Origin of the sequence: Shewanella alkalitolerans (assembly GCF_019457575.1) — a bacterium.
Taxonomy (GTDB): Bacteria; Pseudomonadota; Gammaproteobacteria; order Enterobacterales; family Shewanellaceae; genus Shewanella; species Shewanella loihica.
Map to the genome: position 1 here is coordinate 2,062,813 of NZ_CP080422.1, position 15,760 is coordinate 2,078,572.

Genomic DNA, 15,760 nt, shown 5'->3' on the forward strand with positions numbered 1-15,760 from the left:
AGTGAATTTAGGCCCTCAATAAAACTGATTACTAAGATAGATCTTCAATAACTTTTGGAAATAAAATGCAAAAACTGACGCTTAACAAACTGTCCCGTAAGCTTTTTGAAGCTTGTGACATTCTGCGGGGCAAGATGGATGCTTCTGAATACAAAGAATACATTTTCGGGATTCTATTCCTTAAACGTATGTCTGACCAGTTTCATAAAGACTATGAAACCAAAGTAAAAGAGTTAAAAAAAGCAGGTCATAGTGACGCAGCTATCCAAACCGTAGTTGCTAAAGCGTCTCAGTTTAGTTTTTTCGTACCAGAGAAAGCGCGTTGGGAAAATCTGCGTCATTTAAAAACCAACGTTGGTTCAGGGCTAAACAAAGCGCTTGAAGCATTGGAAGAGAGCAATACCAAGAAAGGCTTGGAAGGCGTACTCAAGCACATTAACTTCAACCGTAAGGTGGGTAAAAAGCCTATCCCTGATGAGCGTCTGGTTGAGTTTATTCAGCACTTTGACAGCATCCCTCTCTCAAATGACGATTTCGAATTCCCCGATCTATTGGGCGCAGCCTACGAATACTTGATCAAATACTTCGCCGACAGTGCAGGCAAAAAAGGTGGTGAGTTCTATACCCCTGCTGAAGTAGTGCGCTTGCTGGTAGAAATTCTTGAGCCTGCTGAAGGCATGGAGATTTACGACCCCACCTGTGGTTCAGGCGGTATGCTAATCCAAAGCCGCAACTACGTGCAGGAAACCGGCGGCAACGTTAAGAAAATTCACCTGTTCGGCCAAGAAGACAATGGTGGCACCTGGTCTATCTGTAAGATGAACATGATCTTGCACGGAACAGGTGGTGCAGACATTGAAAATGGTGACACGCTAGCCACACCACTGCACCGAACCAAAGATGGTGAAGTGCGTCCTTTCGACCGCGTAATTGCCAACCCTCCGTTTTCACAAAACTATAAGAAAGCGGATATGCAGCTCAAAGAACGCTTCAACACCTTTATGCCAGAGTCTGGCAAGAAAGCGGACTTGATGTTTGTGCAGCATATGGTGGCCTCGCTTAAAGCGAATGGTAAAGCTGCTGTGGTCATGCCTCATGGCGTGTTGTTCCGTGGCGCAGAAGAGCGTACTTGCCGCCAAGACTTTATTGAACGTGGAATTCTTGAAGCCGTGATTGGTCTGCCTCAAGGCTTGTTCTACGGTACGGGCATTCCTGCCTGTGTGTTGGTTCTCAACAAAGCAGGACGTGAAAACCGTGACTCAGTGCTGTTTATTAACGCTGACCGTGAATATCGCGAAGGCAAAAACCAAAACAGCCTACGCCCTGAAGATATTGAGAAAATCACCAGCGTCTATAAAGCCATGCTGGAAGATGAAGAGCATCAAGGCGTCGAAAAATATGCGCGTTTGGTTCATAAAGACGAACTCAAGCGTGAAGATTACAACTTCAATATTCGCCGCTATGTCGATAACAGCCCGGCACCTGAGCCTCAAAACGTTAAAGCACACTTAAACGGCGGTATTCCAACCAAAGAAATTGATGCACTGCAAAGCACTTGGAATGATTACCCAGGATTGAAAGAAAGCCTGTTCGTTCCACGTACTAACGACGAGTTTCAAGATTTTTCCGATGAGTTTGAAGGACTGTCATCGCTCAAACCACATATTGAAAACTTCCCAGCAGTACTGAAAAAACATGCGGATTTTCAAGCGGCGTTGGATGATTGGAAACAAGACTTTGCTGGCTTTGAAGCGCTGGGCGATAGAAAGCTTGGCGATGAAGGTGTATTTGCACTGCGCCGCGAATCTCTGAATACCATTGAAAAGCACCTAATGCCGATCAAACTGTTGAACCAATACAAGGTGCGTGGTGCATTGGCTGATTGGTTTAAAACCCTGGAAGCAGATTTCAAATCTGTTGCTGCAAGCGGCTGGAATGCTGAGCTTATTCCTGACGAAGTGCTGTTCGCCAGCCAGTGCGCGGATGTGGTGGAAGAGCTGGAGACCAAACAGGCGCGTATCAGTGAACTACAAGCCTTCGTTGATGCAGCAGATGAAGAGGACTACGAGCCGACTGATGAAAACCCTGCTCTGCCGTCTGAGTATGTTAAACAGCTTAAAGACGAGCTGAAAGAACACAAAGCGACGATAAAAACCAGCTTGGCAGTGCTGAAAGCCCAAATCAAAGATGCATTCACCCAGCTGAAAAACAGTGCCGAACTGCCAAAAGGCACTAAGCAAGGGGATTTTGCAAAAGGGCTGACAGGCAAAGAACTGAACTTCGCAGTCCATAACGAGATTATTGCTTTAGCGGATGAACACGACGTTCAGTTAGATAACCTTGAGCTGATCAAAGCGCACGCGCGAAAAGGTGCTCTAGCAGCGGCTGAAGCAACAGCGATTGAAACCAAGCTGGCAGCACACAAAGCGTTAGAAGATGAGTTGAAACAGCTGAAAGCGGAAATCAAGGAAACTGAAAAACGCCGAGATGAACTGCTTGAGGCTGCCCGAGCGGCAATCACACCAGAACAGGCGAAAGTGTTGATTCTGGACAGGTTCAAAACCGAGTTAGACCGCCAATACCAAAGTTATGTCCGTGCATTGTTGCTTGACCGTATTGCTGCAATCGAGAACCTACATCGCAAATACCTAGTTACCGCCAAAAGCATTATTGCTAAGCGAGAACAGGAAGCGTGCAAATTAGCTGGCTTTATGAAGGAGCTTGGCTATGAGTGACTTTTGGGAGGTTCGGATTCAAGATATTGCTGAAGTATTGGTCAGCAATGTAGATAAAAAAAGCTATGCGGGTCAAAAGGCTGTAGTTCTTTGTAACTACATGGATGTCTACTCGAATGATTATATTTCTTCTGATCTTAACTTTATGGAATCAACTGCCTCAGAGGCTGAGATTAAGAAGTTTTCGCTGAGGAAAGGCGATGTCGTTATAACCAAAGATTCAGAGTCCCCTTTCGATATTGGGATTCCGTCAGTTGTAACTGAAGATATTGATGATCTGGTTTGTGGTTATCATTTGGCCATAATTCGACCAAACCTAGATAAGGTTGATCCGTTGTTTTTGGCTAAACAATTGAGTAGTGAAAAAAGCACTCGGTATTTCGCCCGAGTTGCAGCTGGTTCGACACGCTTCGGATTGTCGATTGGTTCCATCCATGCTTTACCGATACAAATTACTTCTCTGGAGGTACAGAAAAAAATAGGCGAAATAGGGCTGACCATCGACAACCAAATCGACGCCACTCAAGCCCTTATCGACAAATATACAGCTATCAAACAAGGTATGATGGCGGACTTGTTTAGCCGAGGTATCGACCCAGAAACCAAAGCTCTTCGCCCAACGTTTGAAGAAGCGCCAGAGCTTTATCATGAGACGCTATTGGGAATGTTGCCGAAGGGGTGGGATGCTTATGATATTGAAGATATATCAGACGTAATTGATCCTAACCCAAGTCACAGGAATCCAATATATCGTGCTGATGGTTTCGCGTTTATTTCAACCGTTGAATTTATCGAAGGTGACAGCGTTGAAACCAATACTTCGAGAAGAGTCGCGGAGTCTGTTGTTTTAGAACAAGAAAGGCGATGTGCTTTCAATGAAAAGTCTATTGTCTTTTCTCGTAAGGGGACAATTGGAGAGACTCGTTTTGTGCCTACATCGTGCAGGTTTGCTTTGCTGGATTCTCTATGTGTTCTGAACCCCAAAAACGTCGATGTGACATACTTCTATCATTCTCTACGCTCCCCATCTCTTAAAACTCAAATTAACCAGATGGTGATGGGGCAGGCTCTTCCGCAAGTGAGTATTGGCAGAGTCCGTGAGCTACTGATCCCTATGCCAAATGATGCAATGGAGCAACGGTTAATTGGACAACGTATTGGTGGAATCGCTGAGCTTTTAAACTCAGAGCTTTTGCACCTAAGAAAACTTCAAGCCCAAAAGTCTGGCCTATTGCAGGACCTCTTAACAGGCAAAGTCCCCGTACCCGCATAACCAAAAATTAAAAAATGGCAGCAGGCAAATGCCTCGCTGCCTGCAATAAGGATATCAAACAATGTCAGAGTACCAATTGGTTGAAAAGCCGCTGCTAAACCAGCTTAAAAGCATGGGCTGGGATGTAACGGATTTAGGGCAAGGTGTGCCGACCGACCCTACCACCAGTTTTCGCAGCTCTTTTCGTGAAGTCATCTTAAAAGATATTTTTAAAACCGCAGTACATCGCATAAATACCACTGATGACGGTAGACCCTGGCTGACAGATAGCCAATTAGATGTCTTAATCGATGATGTCACCGACTTTGGTACTCACAAATTATTGGCGGCTAATGAAGAGTTTATTGGCCGTCTGCATAAGTGGCAGATCGACCGTAACGAGTTGGAAAATGAGGATGACCCAGTCGTTAAGCTGGTTGACTTTGATAACTGGGAAAACAACACCTTCACCGCCATCAATCAGTTCCGTGTTGACACCCCAGGGCTGGGGAAAGAGCATATTCGCCCGGACATTGTACTATTCGTCAACGGCCTGCCGCTGGTGGTGATTGAGTGTAAAGAGCTGTCACAGCATTGCTGTAACCCAATGGCCGCAGGCATTGACCAATTGCGTCGCTATGCTGACTTGCGCGAACCTGAACACAGCAAACTGCGCGAAGGTGAACCGGCTCTGTTCTTTACTAACCAGTTGATGATCAGCACCTACGGTGATGATTGCAAAGTGGGCACCATCACCTCAAATGAAGATTACTACTTCAATTGGAAAACCATCTACCCAGATACTGAGCCCTATATCGCACCGGAAATCGGCACCCATCGCAGCCAAGAGAAGCTAGTTCAGGGCATGCTCCACCCACAAAGACTGCTTGATATTACCCGTTGTTTTACCCTGTTTATGGATACCGACAACGGCCCACGTGTAAAAGTGATTTGCCGTTACCAGCAATTTCGCGCGGTTCAGAAAATCATTGAGCGTATGGAGAAGGGCGAAACGGGGATTCAGCGTTCGGGCGTGGTTTGGCATACACAGGGAAGCGGAAAAAGCCTTACCATGGTTTTCTTGGTGCGCAAGCTTCGTCGCCATCCAGAGCTGAAAAGTTACAAGGTACTGATGGTCAACGACAGGAGTGACCTTGAAGAGCAACTGACCAATACCGCAGCGTTAATTGGTGATACGGTCGTTGAGATCAAGAGCACCAAGGATGCAAAAGAGAAGCTGGCGAACGACACCTCGAATACCAATATGGTGATGGTGCATAAGTTCCGCGAGCAAGACAGCAGTTTCCTTCCGGAATCTGTTCGCAAACTACTATCTAAGCATCTCGCAGAAGCAAAAGAAGCGGGCGATGTAGAGCGTATTGAAGAGCTGGAAGCTGATTTTGACGCTGAAATCGTCATGCATCGACCTTTCGGCGTGATCAACGCCGGTGAAAAAGTGCTGATCTTGGTGGATGAGGCGCACCGCACCCAGCGAGGCGGAAAAGACCGCCCCAGTCTTTCAGATAATCTGTTTGATGCTTTCCCCAAATCAACCCGAGTGGCGTTCACGGGAACACCGCTTATTGCTGACCATCACACATATCCAACCTGGAAGCGTTTTGGCGTTAGCCAAGAAAAAGCCTATATCGACAAATATAAGCTTCAGGATGCCGTCGATGATGGTGCAACGTTAAAAATCCTCTATGAAGGTAAAACCGCCGACAGTGCGATCTACGATAAAGCGGGGTTTGATACTAAGTTTGAAGATCTCTTTGCGGATAGAACGGAAGAAGAACTAAGAGAGATCCGTAAAAAATACGGTGCGGAAGGGGATATTCTTGAAGCAGAAAAGCGCATTGAGGAAATTGCTGAGGACCTAGTAAAACATTACATACGGCAGATTTTGCCAGCAGGCTTTAAAGCTCAGGTGGTGTGTTCTTCCAAGCAAGCAGCGATTCACTACCAAACCTACATTGAAAAAGCGCTGGCGAAAGAAATCGAGCAATACAAAAAGCAGCCAGAGCAATGTATCGACAAAGCCTGGCTTGAACGCCTTGAGTTTTTGAAAACGGCAGTAGTGATCTCCAGTGATGACACCAATGAAGCCGCGTCTTTCACCTATGCCAGAAAGCAAGCCAAAGAGCTAAAAGCCGTTGAGAGCTTCAAGAAGAAGTTTGATCACAGCAAGCCCAATACTGGCGTTGCTTTCTTGATTGTCTGCGATATGCTGTTAACGGGCTTCGATGCGCCAATTGAACAGGTGATGTACCTCGATAAAAAGCTGCGAGAGCATAACTTGCTGCAAACCATCGCCCGTGTGAACCGCACTGCGAAAGAAAAGCAGCGTGGGTATATCGTCGATTATATTGGTCTGGCTCATCACCTGAGAGATGCGCTGTCCATGTACTCGCAGGATGACCAAGAGGACATTCTGGAAAGCTTGCAAAATATTGATAGCGAAGTGCCAGTTTTGGAAAGTCGGTATCGCCGATTGCTTCAGTTGTTTACCGAACTCAAGGTTCACAACATCGAAGCGTTTGTGAACCAGAAGCTTAGTGTCGATGAGCACTATCAAGTTCAACTTCAAGCGATCGCAGTTCTAGAAGACCCTCGCCAGCGTGACAGTTTTAACGTGTTCTTGAAGAAGTTCCTTCAAAGCATGGACATCATCATGCCCAACTCCTTGGCGGACCCTTATAAAACGCCAATGTACCAGTTTGTGCATATTCAAGCCAAAGCACGCCAGCGTTACCAAGATGACAGCATGAGCTTCCAAGGCGTTGGCGCAAAAATTCGCCACCTTGTGAACGAGCATCTGATCAGTTTGGGCATTAACCCTAAAATTAAACCGATTGATCTGTTCAGTGATGCGTTCATGACGCACATGGGTAAAGAGCCGGATTTACAAGCGCAAGCGAGTGAGATGGAACACGCCATTCGTAAGCACTGCAAAGTCAATGCGGATGATGACCCAGTCTTCCACAAAAAAATGAGTGAGAAGCTGGATGAAATCATCAAAAAGCACTCCGGCAACTGGGAAAAGATGATCTTAGAGCTGAGTGCTTTACGAGATGAAATCGATGCGGGACGCGGCCCGAATGCTCAAATCGCCGATCCATTCTTTGATCTGATTGTCAGCATTGCATTCCCAAATGGCGAGCCTGTTAAGCCTATGGATAAGGTCAAAGCCTGTGTCGACGCCATTATGGACGAGCTGGGTGAGAATATTGGCAGCTTAGACTTCTGGGAACGCGATGATTTGATTTCGGAGCTAGAAGGGAAAGTTGAAATGCGCTTCTTACTAAGTGGCGTCCCTCAATTGAGTGAGCTAAGTGAGCAACTGACAACTGAAGTAGTGGCATTAGCGCGCAGGAGGGAATTGTTAATTCTGTCTGAACAGGCGTTGAATGAGCGTATCGATGAAATTATCGAAAAGCTTCGTGCTATTGACCCTGAAGCGTTACAAAAACAAATCAGCAAGCAACCAGACCTCTCATTGTTGAAATATGACTTGGATGGTGTTGATCTATTCCTGGCCCAAGAGCTGGAGCAATATGAGAGCTTCTACGAACTAGCGTTGATTAAGGTAGCAACCGATATTCACTATGTTGAAGACGCAGAACACCATTCATTGCTGCCGTATGAAGTCAGGAAGCAGTTTTTACTTAATGCTGAAGATGTTCGAGAAGCTCTTGCCGATATAATTCTATCAATTCAATCAGAGCTAACTTTCCCTGATTTTGGACATAAGCCTATAGTAGCCTTAAAAGAGACAGCAAAAGGCAGTTTGTTTATAACTGTTGTCGTGGGGTTAATGACCAATTTTATCTACGATGTCATTAAAACGACTGCCTTGAAGGGACGACAACCGATAAAAGACATAGTTTCAAAAGGTGGTCGAGTTAAAAGTGAGTTACCTGCATTGGTTGAACGAAATCGAGCAGAGCGCGGGCTTAATGAATCAAATTATCGGATTTCTTATACCGAAGAAAGAAACTTAGTTGATGATGCACTAAAACAACTGCGTGACCGCAATTTACCCAACCCAGATAAGAATAAACATCACTAATGCGATACAAAGATATCAAATACAGCTTGAAACAAAGCAAGCGAAAGACCACCAGCATTCTTATCGAACGGGATGGGAATGTCACTGTGCTTGCGCCTGAAAGTTACGATATTGAAAAAGTAGAGAGCATTATTGAGGAAAAACGCAGTTGGATTTATCGTAACCTTGCAGAGTGGGAAGATCTTAACCGCACTAAAGTCGAACGTGAGTTCGTGAGCGGTGAGGGATTCCCCTACCTGGGCTGCAATTATCGCTTAAAGCTGGTGGACGAGCAGAAAGAAGACTTGATCCTGAAAAATGGTTACTTCCTCATGCGCCGTGATAAAGCGGAATACGGTAGCGAGCTATTCAAACACTTCTATCGCACCAAGGGGTTATCTCGTATTAGTAAACGGGTAGAGCATTTCGCCCCAAAGCTAGGGGTGGATTACCGCGCAATCAGAGTCATGGAGCTCCAGCACCACTGGGCCTCCTGCTCACCAAAAGGCGACCTCAACTTTCATTGGCGTTGCCTGATGGCACCGCTCGCAGTTCTGGATTACATCGTGGTGCATGAATTAGCTCATCGTATTGAGCGTAATCATAGTGCTGCTTTTTGGAATCTTGTCGATAAAATTATGCCGGACTACCAGAAGCAGGTTTCTTGGCTGAAGCTTAATGGAGCTGGATTGGATCTCTAGCGAACAGGGATGGTGGTAATCATGAAGTTAATTGCCAATGGTTTAAACAAGAATTTTTTTAGGTCATTACTCCCTCCTTCTGGAGCAGAGCTCGATGGTGTAGTTGCTGCAATTGCCTATGGTGATGACAGGACTGAACTGTTGGAGCATTGTGTGAGTAATAAGTTTCGATTAGACATTTGGATGCGTTACGACCATAAAGTACCGGTTTCTCCAATTTTCTTGTCTAAGCTGTTGAAAAATACGAGAAATAATGTTTTTTGCAAACTGATACCAGATAGGTTGCATAGTAAAGTAATCTGGTGGAAAGGCCATGGGGCCTATATAGGGTCAGCAAATCTCACCGACAGAGCATGGAATAGTAACATTGAAGCTGGAGTGTTTTTTACCGAAGCAGACCTAATTGGAAGCGGAATGTATGAGCAGCTTATAGAGTTTTTCGATAATTTGGAGGCTTTGGATGCTTGTGTTGACTTAACTGAAGAGATTGTAAAAGAGCAGAGTCTTCTCTTCGAAATTAAAACGCGAAAGATGGCTGAAGAGAGAAAACTGGAGAGAAAACGAAAAGTACCTGTTTGGGAGGGGGTTAGCTTTGTTGATGATAAAAGTGTCAAAGACAGGAAAAAAGATAATTTTAAAAAAGAATGGGATTACGCCCTGTCTTCAATTAGAAATATAGCTTCACAAATCAATGATTTTAGACCTGTTTGGATAGAGTCAAGTACCCCTGAATTTTGGCAGGCAGATCAATTTTTGCACGCCTACTATTACAATCAAGTAAGGCAAAGTAATAACACGTACCCTTACGAAGAATACTATCAAAAAAATCATAAAGATCCTCAATCTGCACTCATGTCAATGTTGGCTTGGTGGAAAAGGCTACCGGAACCGCCTTCTGAAGAAGACCACACCCTGCTGGTTCGAGCCCCTCTTATCAAACGATGTTTACAGCGTGATACGATTCGTACACTTAAAAGAGATGATTTACAAGGGCTCGTAAGTTCAACTCATGCGACAATGGACCACTTGATTAAAATGAGTACGGCAACACTTGGTAAACCAGGGCAAAAATCATTATCACGAGATGAGCGACTGCCATTGTTTACGGATTGGTTGTTTAATAGCCGTAATAATAAGGGGCAATCAATTTTTGAACTTTTGGATTTTGTTATATACGGCGGAAGAATAGAGGATATGTGGGAGCGAATATATCTTGCTGGAAAACACGATGATTATAGGTTCGAGCATTATGGAATTAATTCTATTGCGGAAGTTGTTGGTTGGGCTAAACCAGAAATTACCCCACCAAGAAATGGGCGAACAAATAAAGCTTTAAGGGCTTTGGGATACTCAGTTCGTGTAACTATATAGAATAGTGTTTTTATCTAAGAATGAACGTAAATTTATAAGATTTTTTCGTCTGATTCAACAAGGGAACGAGAATGATATTTAGTGAAGTTATAGCGTTTATTCAATTGGCTAAACTGCCATTCGATTGGATAAAAAAGCAGCTTGCAACTGTTCCAGAGACACCCGCCAGTCGCTTTATTGCCTTGTTTAATGCCCACGGCGTAAAACCAAGCCAAATCCCCGATTTCTTTGGCCATGGCCTCAGTATTGGCGATTGCCAATCCGCCGAATCGCTCACTAAGGTACTAACCAGTGGTCATATTGAAAAAGCTACTAAGCTATTTAGCGTCAACAAAGACTGGTTAGACTGTGCGAGTGAGCAGGTATATGAGCCTCAGAGTTTCTATAAGAACCCCCAAGGTTTTGAATCCTATATTGATAGCCTATGTGCAAACAGCAGCATGCCAGTTAGGGCAGAGCTATATCTGCCTACCCGCAGTAAGCCATTCTACCCAGATCATACTGGACTCTTGATGATCTCTGTACCCATTGGCGAGGTAAACCAGCGCACTATTTACCGTTTCGAACTGGTACTTTACGAGGGGGCATTCTACTGGCGAACTCGGGGGTATCTCGCGGTAAATTTAGCCTACATGCTACGAAAATATTCGGTTGTTTTTGGCTGCTACGTGCCGCCAAAATTACTCGAACCAATCGCGCAGGGGCTTCGTCTGCCGGTTTACGAATACGCCTCTCAGCGGGCTTCCGCGATTAGAGTTCAGGGTCGTTGCTCAATTGAAGAACTTGTCAGTTGTCCGGCAGCATTTCTGCAAGATGTTGATCCAGAGCGAGAGAATTTTGGTCATCGTGCCGCTTTGGAGCTATGGCTTAGCATGGCTGATAAGATGGCTATTTGGGATAAGGCTCAACACTCAGGTATTGTAGCTACCTTTGAGGATGAATTGACACGATTTTATCATTAGTTCGAAATAGCCAAGGAAGTTGACATTATAAAAATATCATAGCAACACAGGGAGTTAAATGTCTGTGATTCGGTATACGAACGATACAAAGAAACCATGCCAAACCAAGGCTAAAATTGATGCATCTGCTGATGCTATGATGGAATTCGGCGAGACTAGCTTCGATATTCTTAGCATGCTTGAGGCTCATATTCAGAAACCTCGAGAAAAAACTCAAAAGTTTAGTTTGGGCAAGCCTAAGACTCACAATTTCTTCTTACCATCATTCTACCAATGTAGTGAATGCATAATGGGCATGCCGTTTAACAAACTGATCGAGTTTATGGAAGAACAACAAGGCAGAAAGCTAAGAATAAGCCGTAATAGTCGTTCTGCTATGTTCAATAAAGGGGTTGGTAATCCAACAGCCAAGAAGTTTATCGAATGGCTTAAGCCTGTAATAGCAAAATTTTCTCGAGAGATTGATTTAAGAACAACAGAAATATTCAAGAGAGGTGCAGTTGATACTTCAACATCTGGCGATTGGCTGTGTTTGATGGCAGGTATAAGAACAAGTGAATCATTTCATGACCCATATGTTATTTCTGAGTATTATCCACTTTTTGTATTTTTGGAAGAAAGGTGTGATATCAATATTGAAATGATTAAGGTTATTAAAGGAAGGGTTGATTCTGGAGCAATATGTTCAGAAAGTTCAGCTGAGGTGTTTTCTGCAATGAGAACCTATTGGCAGAATTGTACCGAAATACCAGATTCAGCATTTGAAAATTATCAGCGCTCACTATTTTTGTATGAGGATGGAAGATTTGATGATGAATGCAAACTATCGCTTTTTAAATCGTACTTTCACCTCCACTTCGATTTCTTTTTTAATCTTTTTTCAAGCTATGAGGTTGGCTGTGTTATAACGTACACTCCGAATAGAGATGAACTTAAAACCAAAAATGGCATTTTGTGTCGGTCAATAACGCGTTTTGTTAAAAAATCTAAACTGGAAAAGTACAATCTTACCTGCTTTGGCGAATTACTCGAAGAGATTCGTGATGTGATTTCTAAAATCAATAAAGAGCACCATTGTAAAGAGCTTAGCAAGAGAGAAATGTCAATGAGCCTTCCTATGGCTCTAGATCAAACTAACCCATCAGAAGAGTCTGATGCTGACAGGTACTATAAAAAATTTAAATCTTGGCAAAGTGGAAGAGAATTCCCAACTATGCCTTCAGTGGAGAGATTTTTAGATAATCTTACAAAAGAATTTGGGCAGGCGATTAATACCCAAATAACGCTCTTATGCATGATGGCTATCTGGCTTGATAAGGAAATTAGAAAATGGTGCGAGGCTCTATCAAAATCTAAAGATATAGACACCGTAGAGCCTATAATGGATGGACTCCTTGCCGCCATCGGGCGTTACGAAGTCTACTATCACCATCATTTACAAAAGCACATCAACAGAAAAGCCGGAGTATGATACCCAGGCTATCGTTCTCAATCTACGTCAACCGGGTGAATTTTCATTCGTCTTCCAGGCGCTCCTGCCAATCATCTGGACGTTCATCCTCGCCCCGGCTTTGCCAGTAAGCGTCGTGTTCGGGGTTTAGCTGGCAGCTGCGGTTATCATCATCGTGCTTAGACATGTTACTTACCTCCTTTACTGTTGGAGTTTTTTGCTGCTCCGCTTTGTGCCCTCGCGGCAAAGCTTCCTTTGGGGACAGAACCACTGTTCTGTTTCGCGGTAGAGCTTTGAATGCGAGCAGCGGCTTCAGGGGTCATTGGGGTTTTGGTTTTAGACATCTTCTATCTCCTTTTTTGGATATATTGGCAGGAGGTCCTGCCGATGACGCCTATAGTGCCAAGTAATGATTTGTTTGGGGTGGGGGGGAAGACGCCCAAAATTTAGGAAAGGATTTTTTTGGTGCTGTTCCGGGAGTTCAGCGATCATGCAGGACTGCTTACCCTACGTCGATACCCGATGTCTATTAGTACAAAAAACAATCATTCGAGTGGTCTTTTAAAAAAATTTTTGGTTGAGTGCTAACCGTATATTTTAGGTACTAAAATACAAAGCCGAACATTAATGTCTGTGTATCTATTTGATTTTGCTTAGAATAGTAATCCACAGTAAATTGAGATGCTCATTTTAATTAATTTGATATTTTTATAGCGCTAAGAATAATATGTGCTCAATCAATACCTTGCGTTTAAATAGAAAGGATTTTTCTGGAGGTAAATGTATATTTTGTTTTAGATAAACATACAATAAAATACTATTTTATAGAAATAACATTGTTTTTTTGGGGGGCGTCTACGTACAGCTTATTCTATTGTTACTTGTTCCTTAACCCATACATCACCTCTGAGCTGTTGACACTCTCTTTAATTTGTATATATTTTCAATCGTTCTCAGCTGACAGGCGCAAATAGAAGCAATGTTCTTAAGCTAGGCTGTGATAAAATTACTGTCGACAGACATTCATTTTATATTTGCAAAAGTTGCTGGGAGGTTTTAATCAAATTTATAAAACTTCTGGAGAGGCAAAACCATGAGATTAAGTTCAATTAAAGTAGTGCCAGTATTTTACGAAAAACAGTTAATAGATTTAACAAAGAATGATCCTGTTGTTGGTGAAATGATGAGTCTGATTATGTTGCAAAAGAATAATAGAACAAGACATTCTTCGGTTGATTTAGCAAATGAGATAAATCGACGAGGTTTTGTTATGGTTAATGCTGAGGAGATTGCGAAGAAGTTTAGAATTCTTAGGGTTTATGGCTGCGGTATAGTTGAACATAGAAACAACAGAAAAGATGATGCTTACATGTATTGGATTGGTCAGAGTAGAACAATTGCAAAGATTGCATTTAGAGTTTTAAAGTACAGAGATGTTGAGTTTGAGGTTAGAGGTGGACGTTTACGCAGTCACTAATAAGTAATTGTTCGCATTAAGGTCACGTAATAACTTAAGATGTAATTGTAAGCTTTGGTTTTTACTTATGGGTTACCTCTATTAATAACAATCCTGTTTATTTCACTATTTTCATGGAGTGTTGAAAACTATATTACGCCGTTATTTATAATTTTAAGGCTTGGTTTGTGTATGCAGACTTAATTAAACATCAGCTACAAAAAACGCTGAAACGCGATAGTATCGTGTTTCAGTCAATAATTACGGCCCCGTAATTCTAGCAGTAGATTCGCTCAAGTTCTCAATAGACTCTTGCATAAACGAATTAAACAAGTAGGCGGAATTTAGGGTTTCTTCGGCAAGTTTTGATAGTTTTTTATCGATAAAAAAGCTGTGCACTCTTCCAACGAATCGTGCGAGTAATATACCAACTGCAAAAGTCGCCAAGCCAGCGATGAAACCATTCATAAATCCTAAAACGATCGCCATCACGAATCCGATGGTCAGGGTGATAAAGACGGGTTGTGCCTCTGAAGCCATACTTTTTGCTAGCTAGGCATGGTCAAAAAGGCAAAATCGTCTTGTATTGACGTTAATGTAACCCACGCGCCTGCGATAATCATGATTTGTGCCTTTAAACAATATTAGCTCATGTCCTTCAGGTGCCCAAACTAACTACCGTTGACTTTTCTGGGTTAAAAGCGCAGCTAACGGCAAAAATCTTTCCGAACATGGTTTTTAATATTCTTGAATAACAACAGGTTAACGAGTAAAAAAACTATAGTTCATGTTCGGAAAATTTTTGTAAACCTATGATATATAATAATTATTCGAGGGATTTAAAATCCCTCGCTGGTAACAGCGTGCCGGTTCAAGTCCGGCCTCGGGTACCATCAATTGATGACAAAAAGGCCTCAACGCAAGTTGGGGCCTTTTTGTTTGTTCACTAAAAATCTCTATTTAATTATTAAAAATCATGTGCCTATCGCATTTTGCACTTTTGCCTGCTGGGGTTTTGCTAAAGGCGTAATACAATTAATGGAAGAGTCGTTTTACTGCATTGTTTTAATGCATTGCTTATTAAGGTCTTGAATTCAGATGCGTAGAGTAAGCGGATTTACCCTGATTGAGTTAGTGGTGGTGATTGTCGTGTTGTCGATACTGGCCGTGGTTGCCTTGCCAAGGTTTATCTCTGTGGGTCAGGATGCCCACGACAGCGCGGCGAAGGGAGCGTTTGCCGCCTTTACCTCGGGTGTGTCCCTCTATCACAGCTGCTGGGCGGCGTCAGGGGCGAGTGGTCATGTGGTGGATCTCGCCTGTTTTGGTGACGGTACTATCGATTCGACCACCACAGGCTACCCGCTGGGGCAGACAACCCAGATAAGTGGAAACAATGGTACCCAGTTACAAGGGGAGTTTGTCGTCAACTTTGGGAAGGCTTGTTAGATAATAACGACTACCAGCTGGCGCCACATGATAATGCGTCGTTTGGTGGCAGTAACGATATCATCTACTGGTACTCTGGTGGGGAGATCAGTAGTAGCAACACCTATTGTTACTTTAACTATATTCGCGATAATCGCGCAAAAGGCAGTGAAAACTGGCAATTGAGATACTATCCGGGCACGGGCAAAACCTTAATTACACGTTCGACCCTGAGCTAACTCGCGTCCTAGCCTTCTTTCTTAACATGCCTGGTTTGTTTGGACCGGGCATTAGCTTATAAAAAATCCGTCTTTAGTCGCCTAGGTTGGCCTGTCAACTATGAGCCATAATTATCCAAGG

At 43.4% G+C, this 15,760-nt stretch carries 11 protein-coding genes and 1 pseudogene; 9 read left to right on the forward strand and 3 right to left on the reverse strand.

The window, feature by feature from the left end; genetic code table 11:
• Positions 1–65: 65 nt before the first annotated feature.
• The 7 genes from K0J45_RS09275 (at position 66) to K0J45_RS09305 (ending at position 12,540) form a co-directional block, all read left to right on the forward strand.
• On the forward strand, positions 66–2,735 hold the full coding sequence (locus K0J45_RS09275; RefSeq protein WP_220045059.1) for a type I restriction-modification system subunit M: 2,670 nt from the start codon (positions 66–68) through the stop codon (positions 2,733–2,735).
• Positions 2,728–4,008, forward strand: a complete 1,281-nt coding sequence (locus tag K0J45_RS09280) for a restriction endonuclease subunit S (protein ID WP_220045060.1) — start codon at positions 2,728–2,730, stop codon at positions 4,006–4,008. The genes K0J45_RS09275 and K0J45_RS09280 overlap by 8 nt, the downstream gene beginning before the upstream one ends.
• Before the next feature lie 61 nt (positions 4,009–4,069).
• Positions 4,070–8,056, forward strand: coding sequence for a type I restriction endonuclease subunit R (locus K0J45_RS09285; protein ID WP_220045061.1), 3,987 nt, complete (start codon positions 4,070–4,072; stop codon positions 8,054–8,056).
• A complete protein-coding gene (locus K0J45_RS09290) occupies positions 8,056–8,736 on the forward strand; it encodes a M48 family metallopeptidase (protein WP_220045062.1) in 681 nt (226 codons plus the stop codon). The genes K0J45_RS09285 and K0J45_RS09290 overlap by 1 nt, the downstream gene beginning before the upstream one ends.
• A gap of 21 nt (positions 8,737–8,757) precedes the next feature.
• Complete coding sequence (locus K0J45_RS09295; RefSeq protein WP_220045063.1) at positions 8,758–10,107, forward strand: phospholipase D-like domain-containing protein; 1,350 nt, start codon at positions 8,758–8,760, stop codon at positions 10,105–10,107.
• A gap of 71 nt (positions 10,108–10,178) precedes the next feature.
• The gene (locus tag K0J45_RS09300; RefSeq protein ID WP_220045064.1) at positions 10,179–11,069 is read left to right on the forward strand and encodes a hypothetical protein; all 891 of its coding nucleotides are present in this window, start codon (positions 10,179–10,181) and stop codon (positions 11,067–11,069) included.
• 58 nt (positions 11,070–11,127) lie between these two features.
• Positions 11,128–12,540, forward strand: a complete 1,413-nt coding sequence (locus K0J45_RS09305; protein ID WP_220045065.1) for a hypothetical protein — start codon at positions 11,128–11,130, stop codon at positions 12,538–12,540.
• Positions 12,541–12,583: 43 nt separating this feature from the next.
• Here K0J45_RS09305 and K0J45_RS19765 read toward each other — a convergent pair whose 3' ends face one another.
• Together K0J45_RS19765 and K0J45_RS09310 are read right to left on the reverse strand one after the other, a co-directional pair.
• Positions 12,584–12,706 carry a hypothetical protein gene (locus K0J45_RS19765; protein WP_258406804.1) on the reverse strand — a complete coding sequence of 41 codons (123 nt, stop codon included), beginning with the start codon at positions 12,704–12,706 and terminating at the stop codon, positions 12,584–12,586.
• 1 nt (position 12,707) lies between these two features.
• Complete coding sequence (locus K0J45_RS09310; protein WP_220045066.1) at positions 12,708–12,863, reverse strand: hypothetical protein; 156 nt, start codon at positions 12,861–12,863, stop codon at positions 12,708–12,710.
• Between the two features lie 749 nt (positions 12,864–13,612).
• Between K0J45_RS09310 and K0J45_RS09315 the strand changes: the two genes are divergently transcribed.
• The gene (locus tag K0J45_RS09315) at positions 13,613–13,996 is read left to right on the forward strand and encodes a hypothetical protein (RefSeq protein ID WP_220045067.1); all 384 of its coding nucleotides are present in this window, start codon (positions 13,613–13,615) and stop codon (positions 13,994–13,996) included.
• Positions 13,997–14,236: 240 nt separating this feature from the next.
• Here K0J45_RS09315 and K0J45_RS09320 read toward each other — a convergent pair whose 3' ends face one another.
• On the reverse strand, positions 14,237–14,515 hold the full coding sequence (locus K0J45_RS09320; RefSeq protein ID WP_220045068.1) for a hypothetical protein: 279 nt from the start codon (positions 14,513–14,515) through the stop codon (positions 14,237–14,239).
• Positions 14,516–15,073: 558 nt separating this feature from the next.
• On the opposite strand from K0J45_RS09320, the pseudogene K0J45_RS09325 reads away from it, so the two are divergent.
• Positions 15,074–15,639, forward strand: a pseudogene (locus K0J45_RS09325) (prepilin-type N-terminal cleavage/methylation domain-containing protein).
• Positions 15,640–15,760: the final 121 nt, after the last annotated feature.

Coding starts and splice junctions, on each gene's coding strand:
- K0J45_RS09305 (WP_220045065.1), top strand. CDS start 11,128: ATGTCTGTGATTCGGTATACGAACGATACAAAGAAACCATGCCAAACC.
- K0J45_RS09295 (WP_220045063.1), top strand. CDS start 8,758: ATGAAGTTAATTGCCAATGGTTTAAACAAGAATTTTTTTAGGTCATTA.
- K0J45_RS09290 (WP_220045062.1), top strand. CDS start 8,056: ATGCGATACAAAGATATCAAATACAGCTTGAAACAAAGCAAGCGAAAG.
- K0J45_RS09280 (WP_220045060.1), top strand. CDS start 2,728: ATGAGTGACTTTTGGGAGGTTCGGATTCAAGATATTGCTGAAGTATTG.
- K0J45_RS09285 (WP_220045061.1), top strand. CDS start 4,070: ATGTCAGAGTACCAATTGGTTGAAAAGCCGCTGCTAAACCAGCTTAAA.
- K0J45_RS09300 (WP_220045064.1), top strand. CDS start 10,179: ATGATATTTAGTGAAGTTATAGCGTTTATTCAATTGGCTAAACTGCCA.
- K0J45_RS19765 (WP_258406804.1), bottom strand. CDS start 12,706: ATGTCTAAGCACGATGATGATAACCGCAGCTGCCAGCTAAACCCCGAA.
- K0J45_RS09310 (WP_220045066.1), bottom strand. CDS start 12,863: ATGTCTAAAACCAAAACCCCAATGACCCCTGAAGCCGCTGCTCGCATT.
- K0J45_RS09275 (WP_220045059.1), top strand. CDS start 66: ATGCAAAAACTGACGCTTAACAAACTGTCCCGTAAGCTTTTTGAAGCT.
- K0J45_RS09315 (WP_220045067.1), top strand. CDS start 13,613: ATGAGATTAAGTTCAATTAAAGTAGTGCCAGTATTTTACGAAAAACAG.
- K0J45_RS09320 (WP_220045068.1), bottom strand. CDS start 14,515: ATGGCTTCAGAGGCACAACCCGTCTTTATCACCCTGACCATCGGATTC.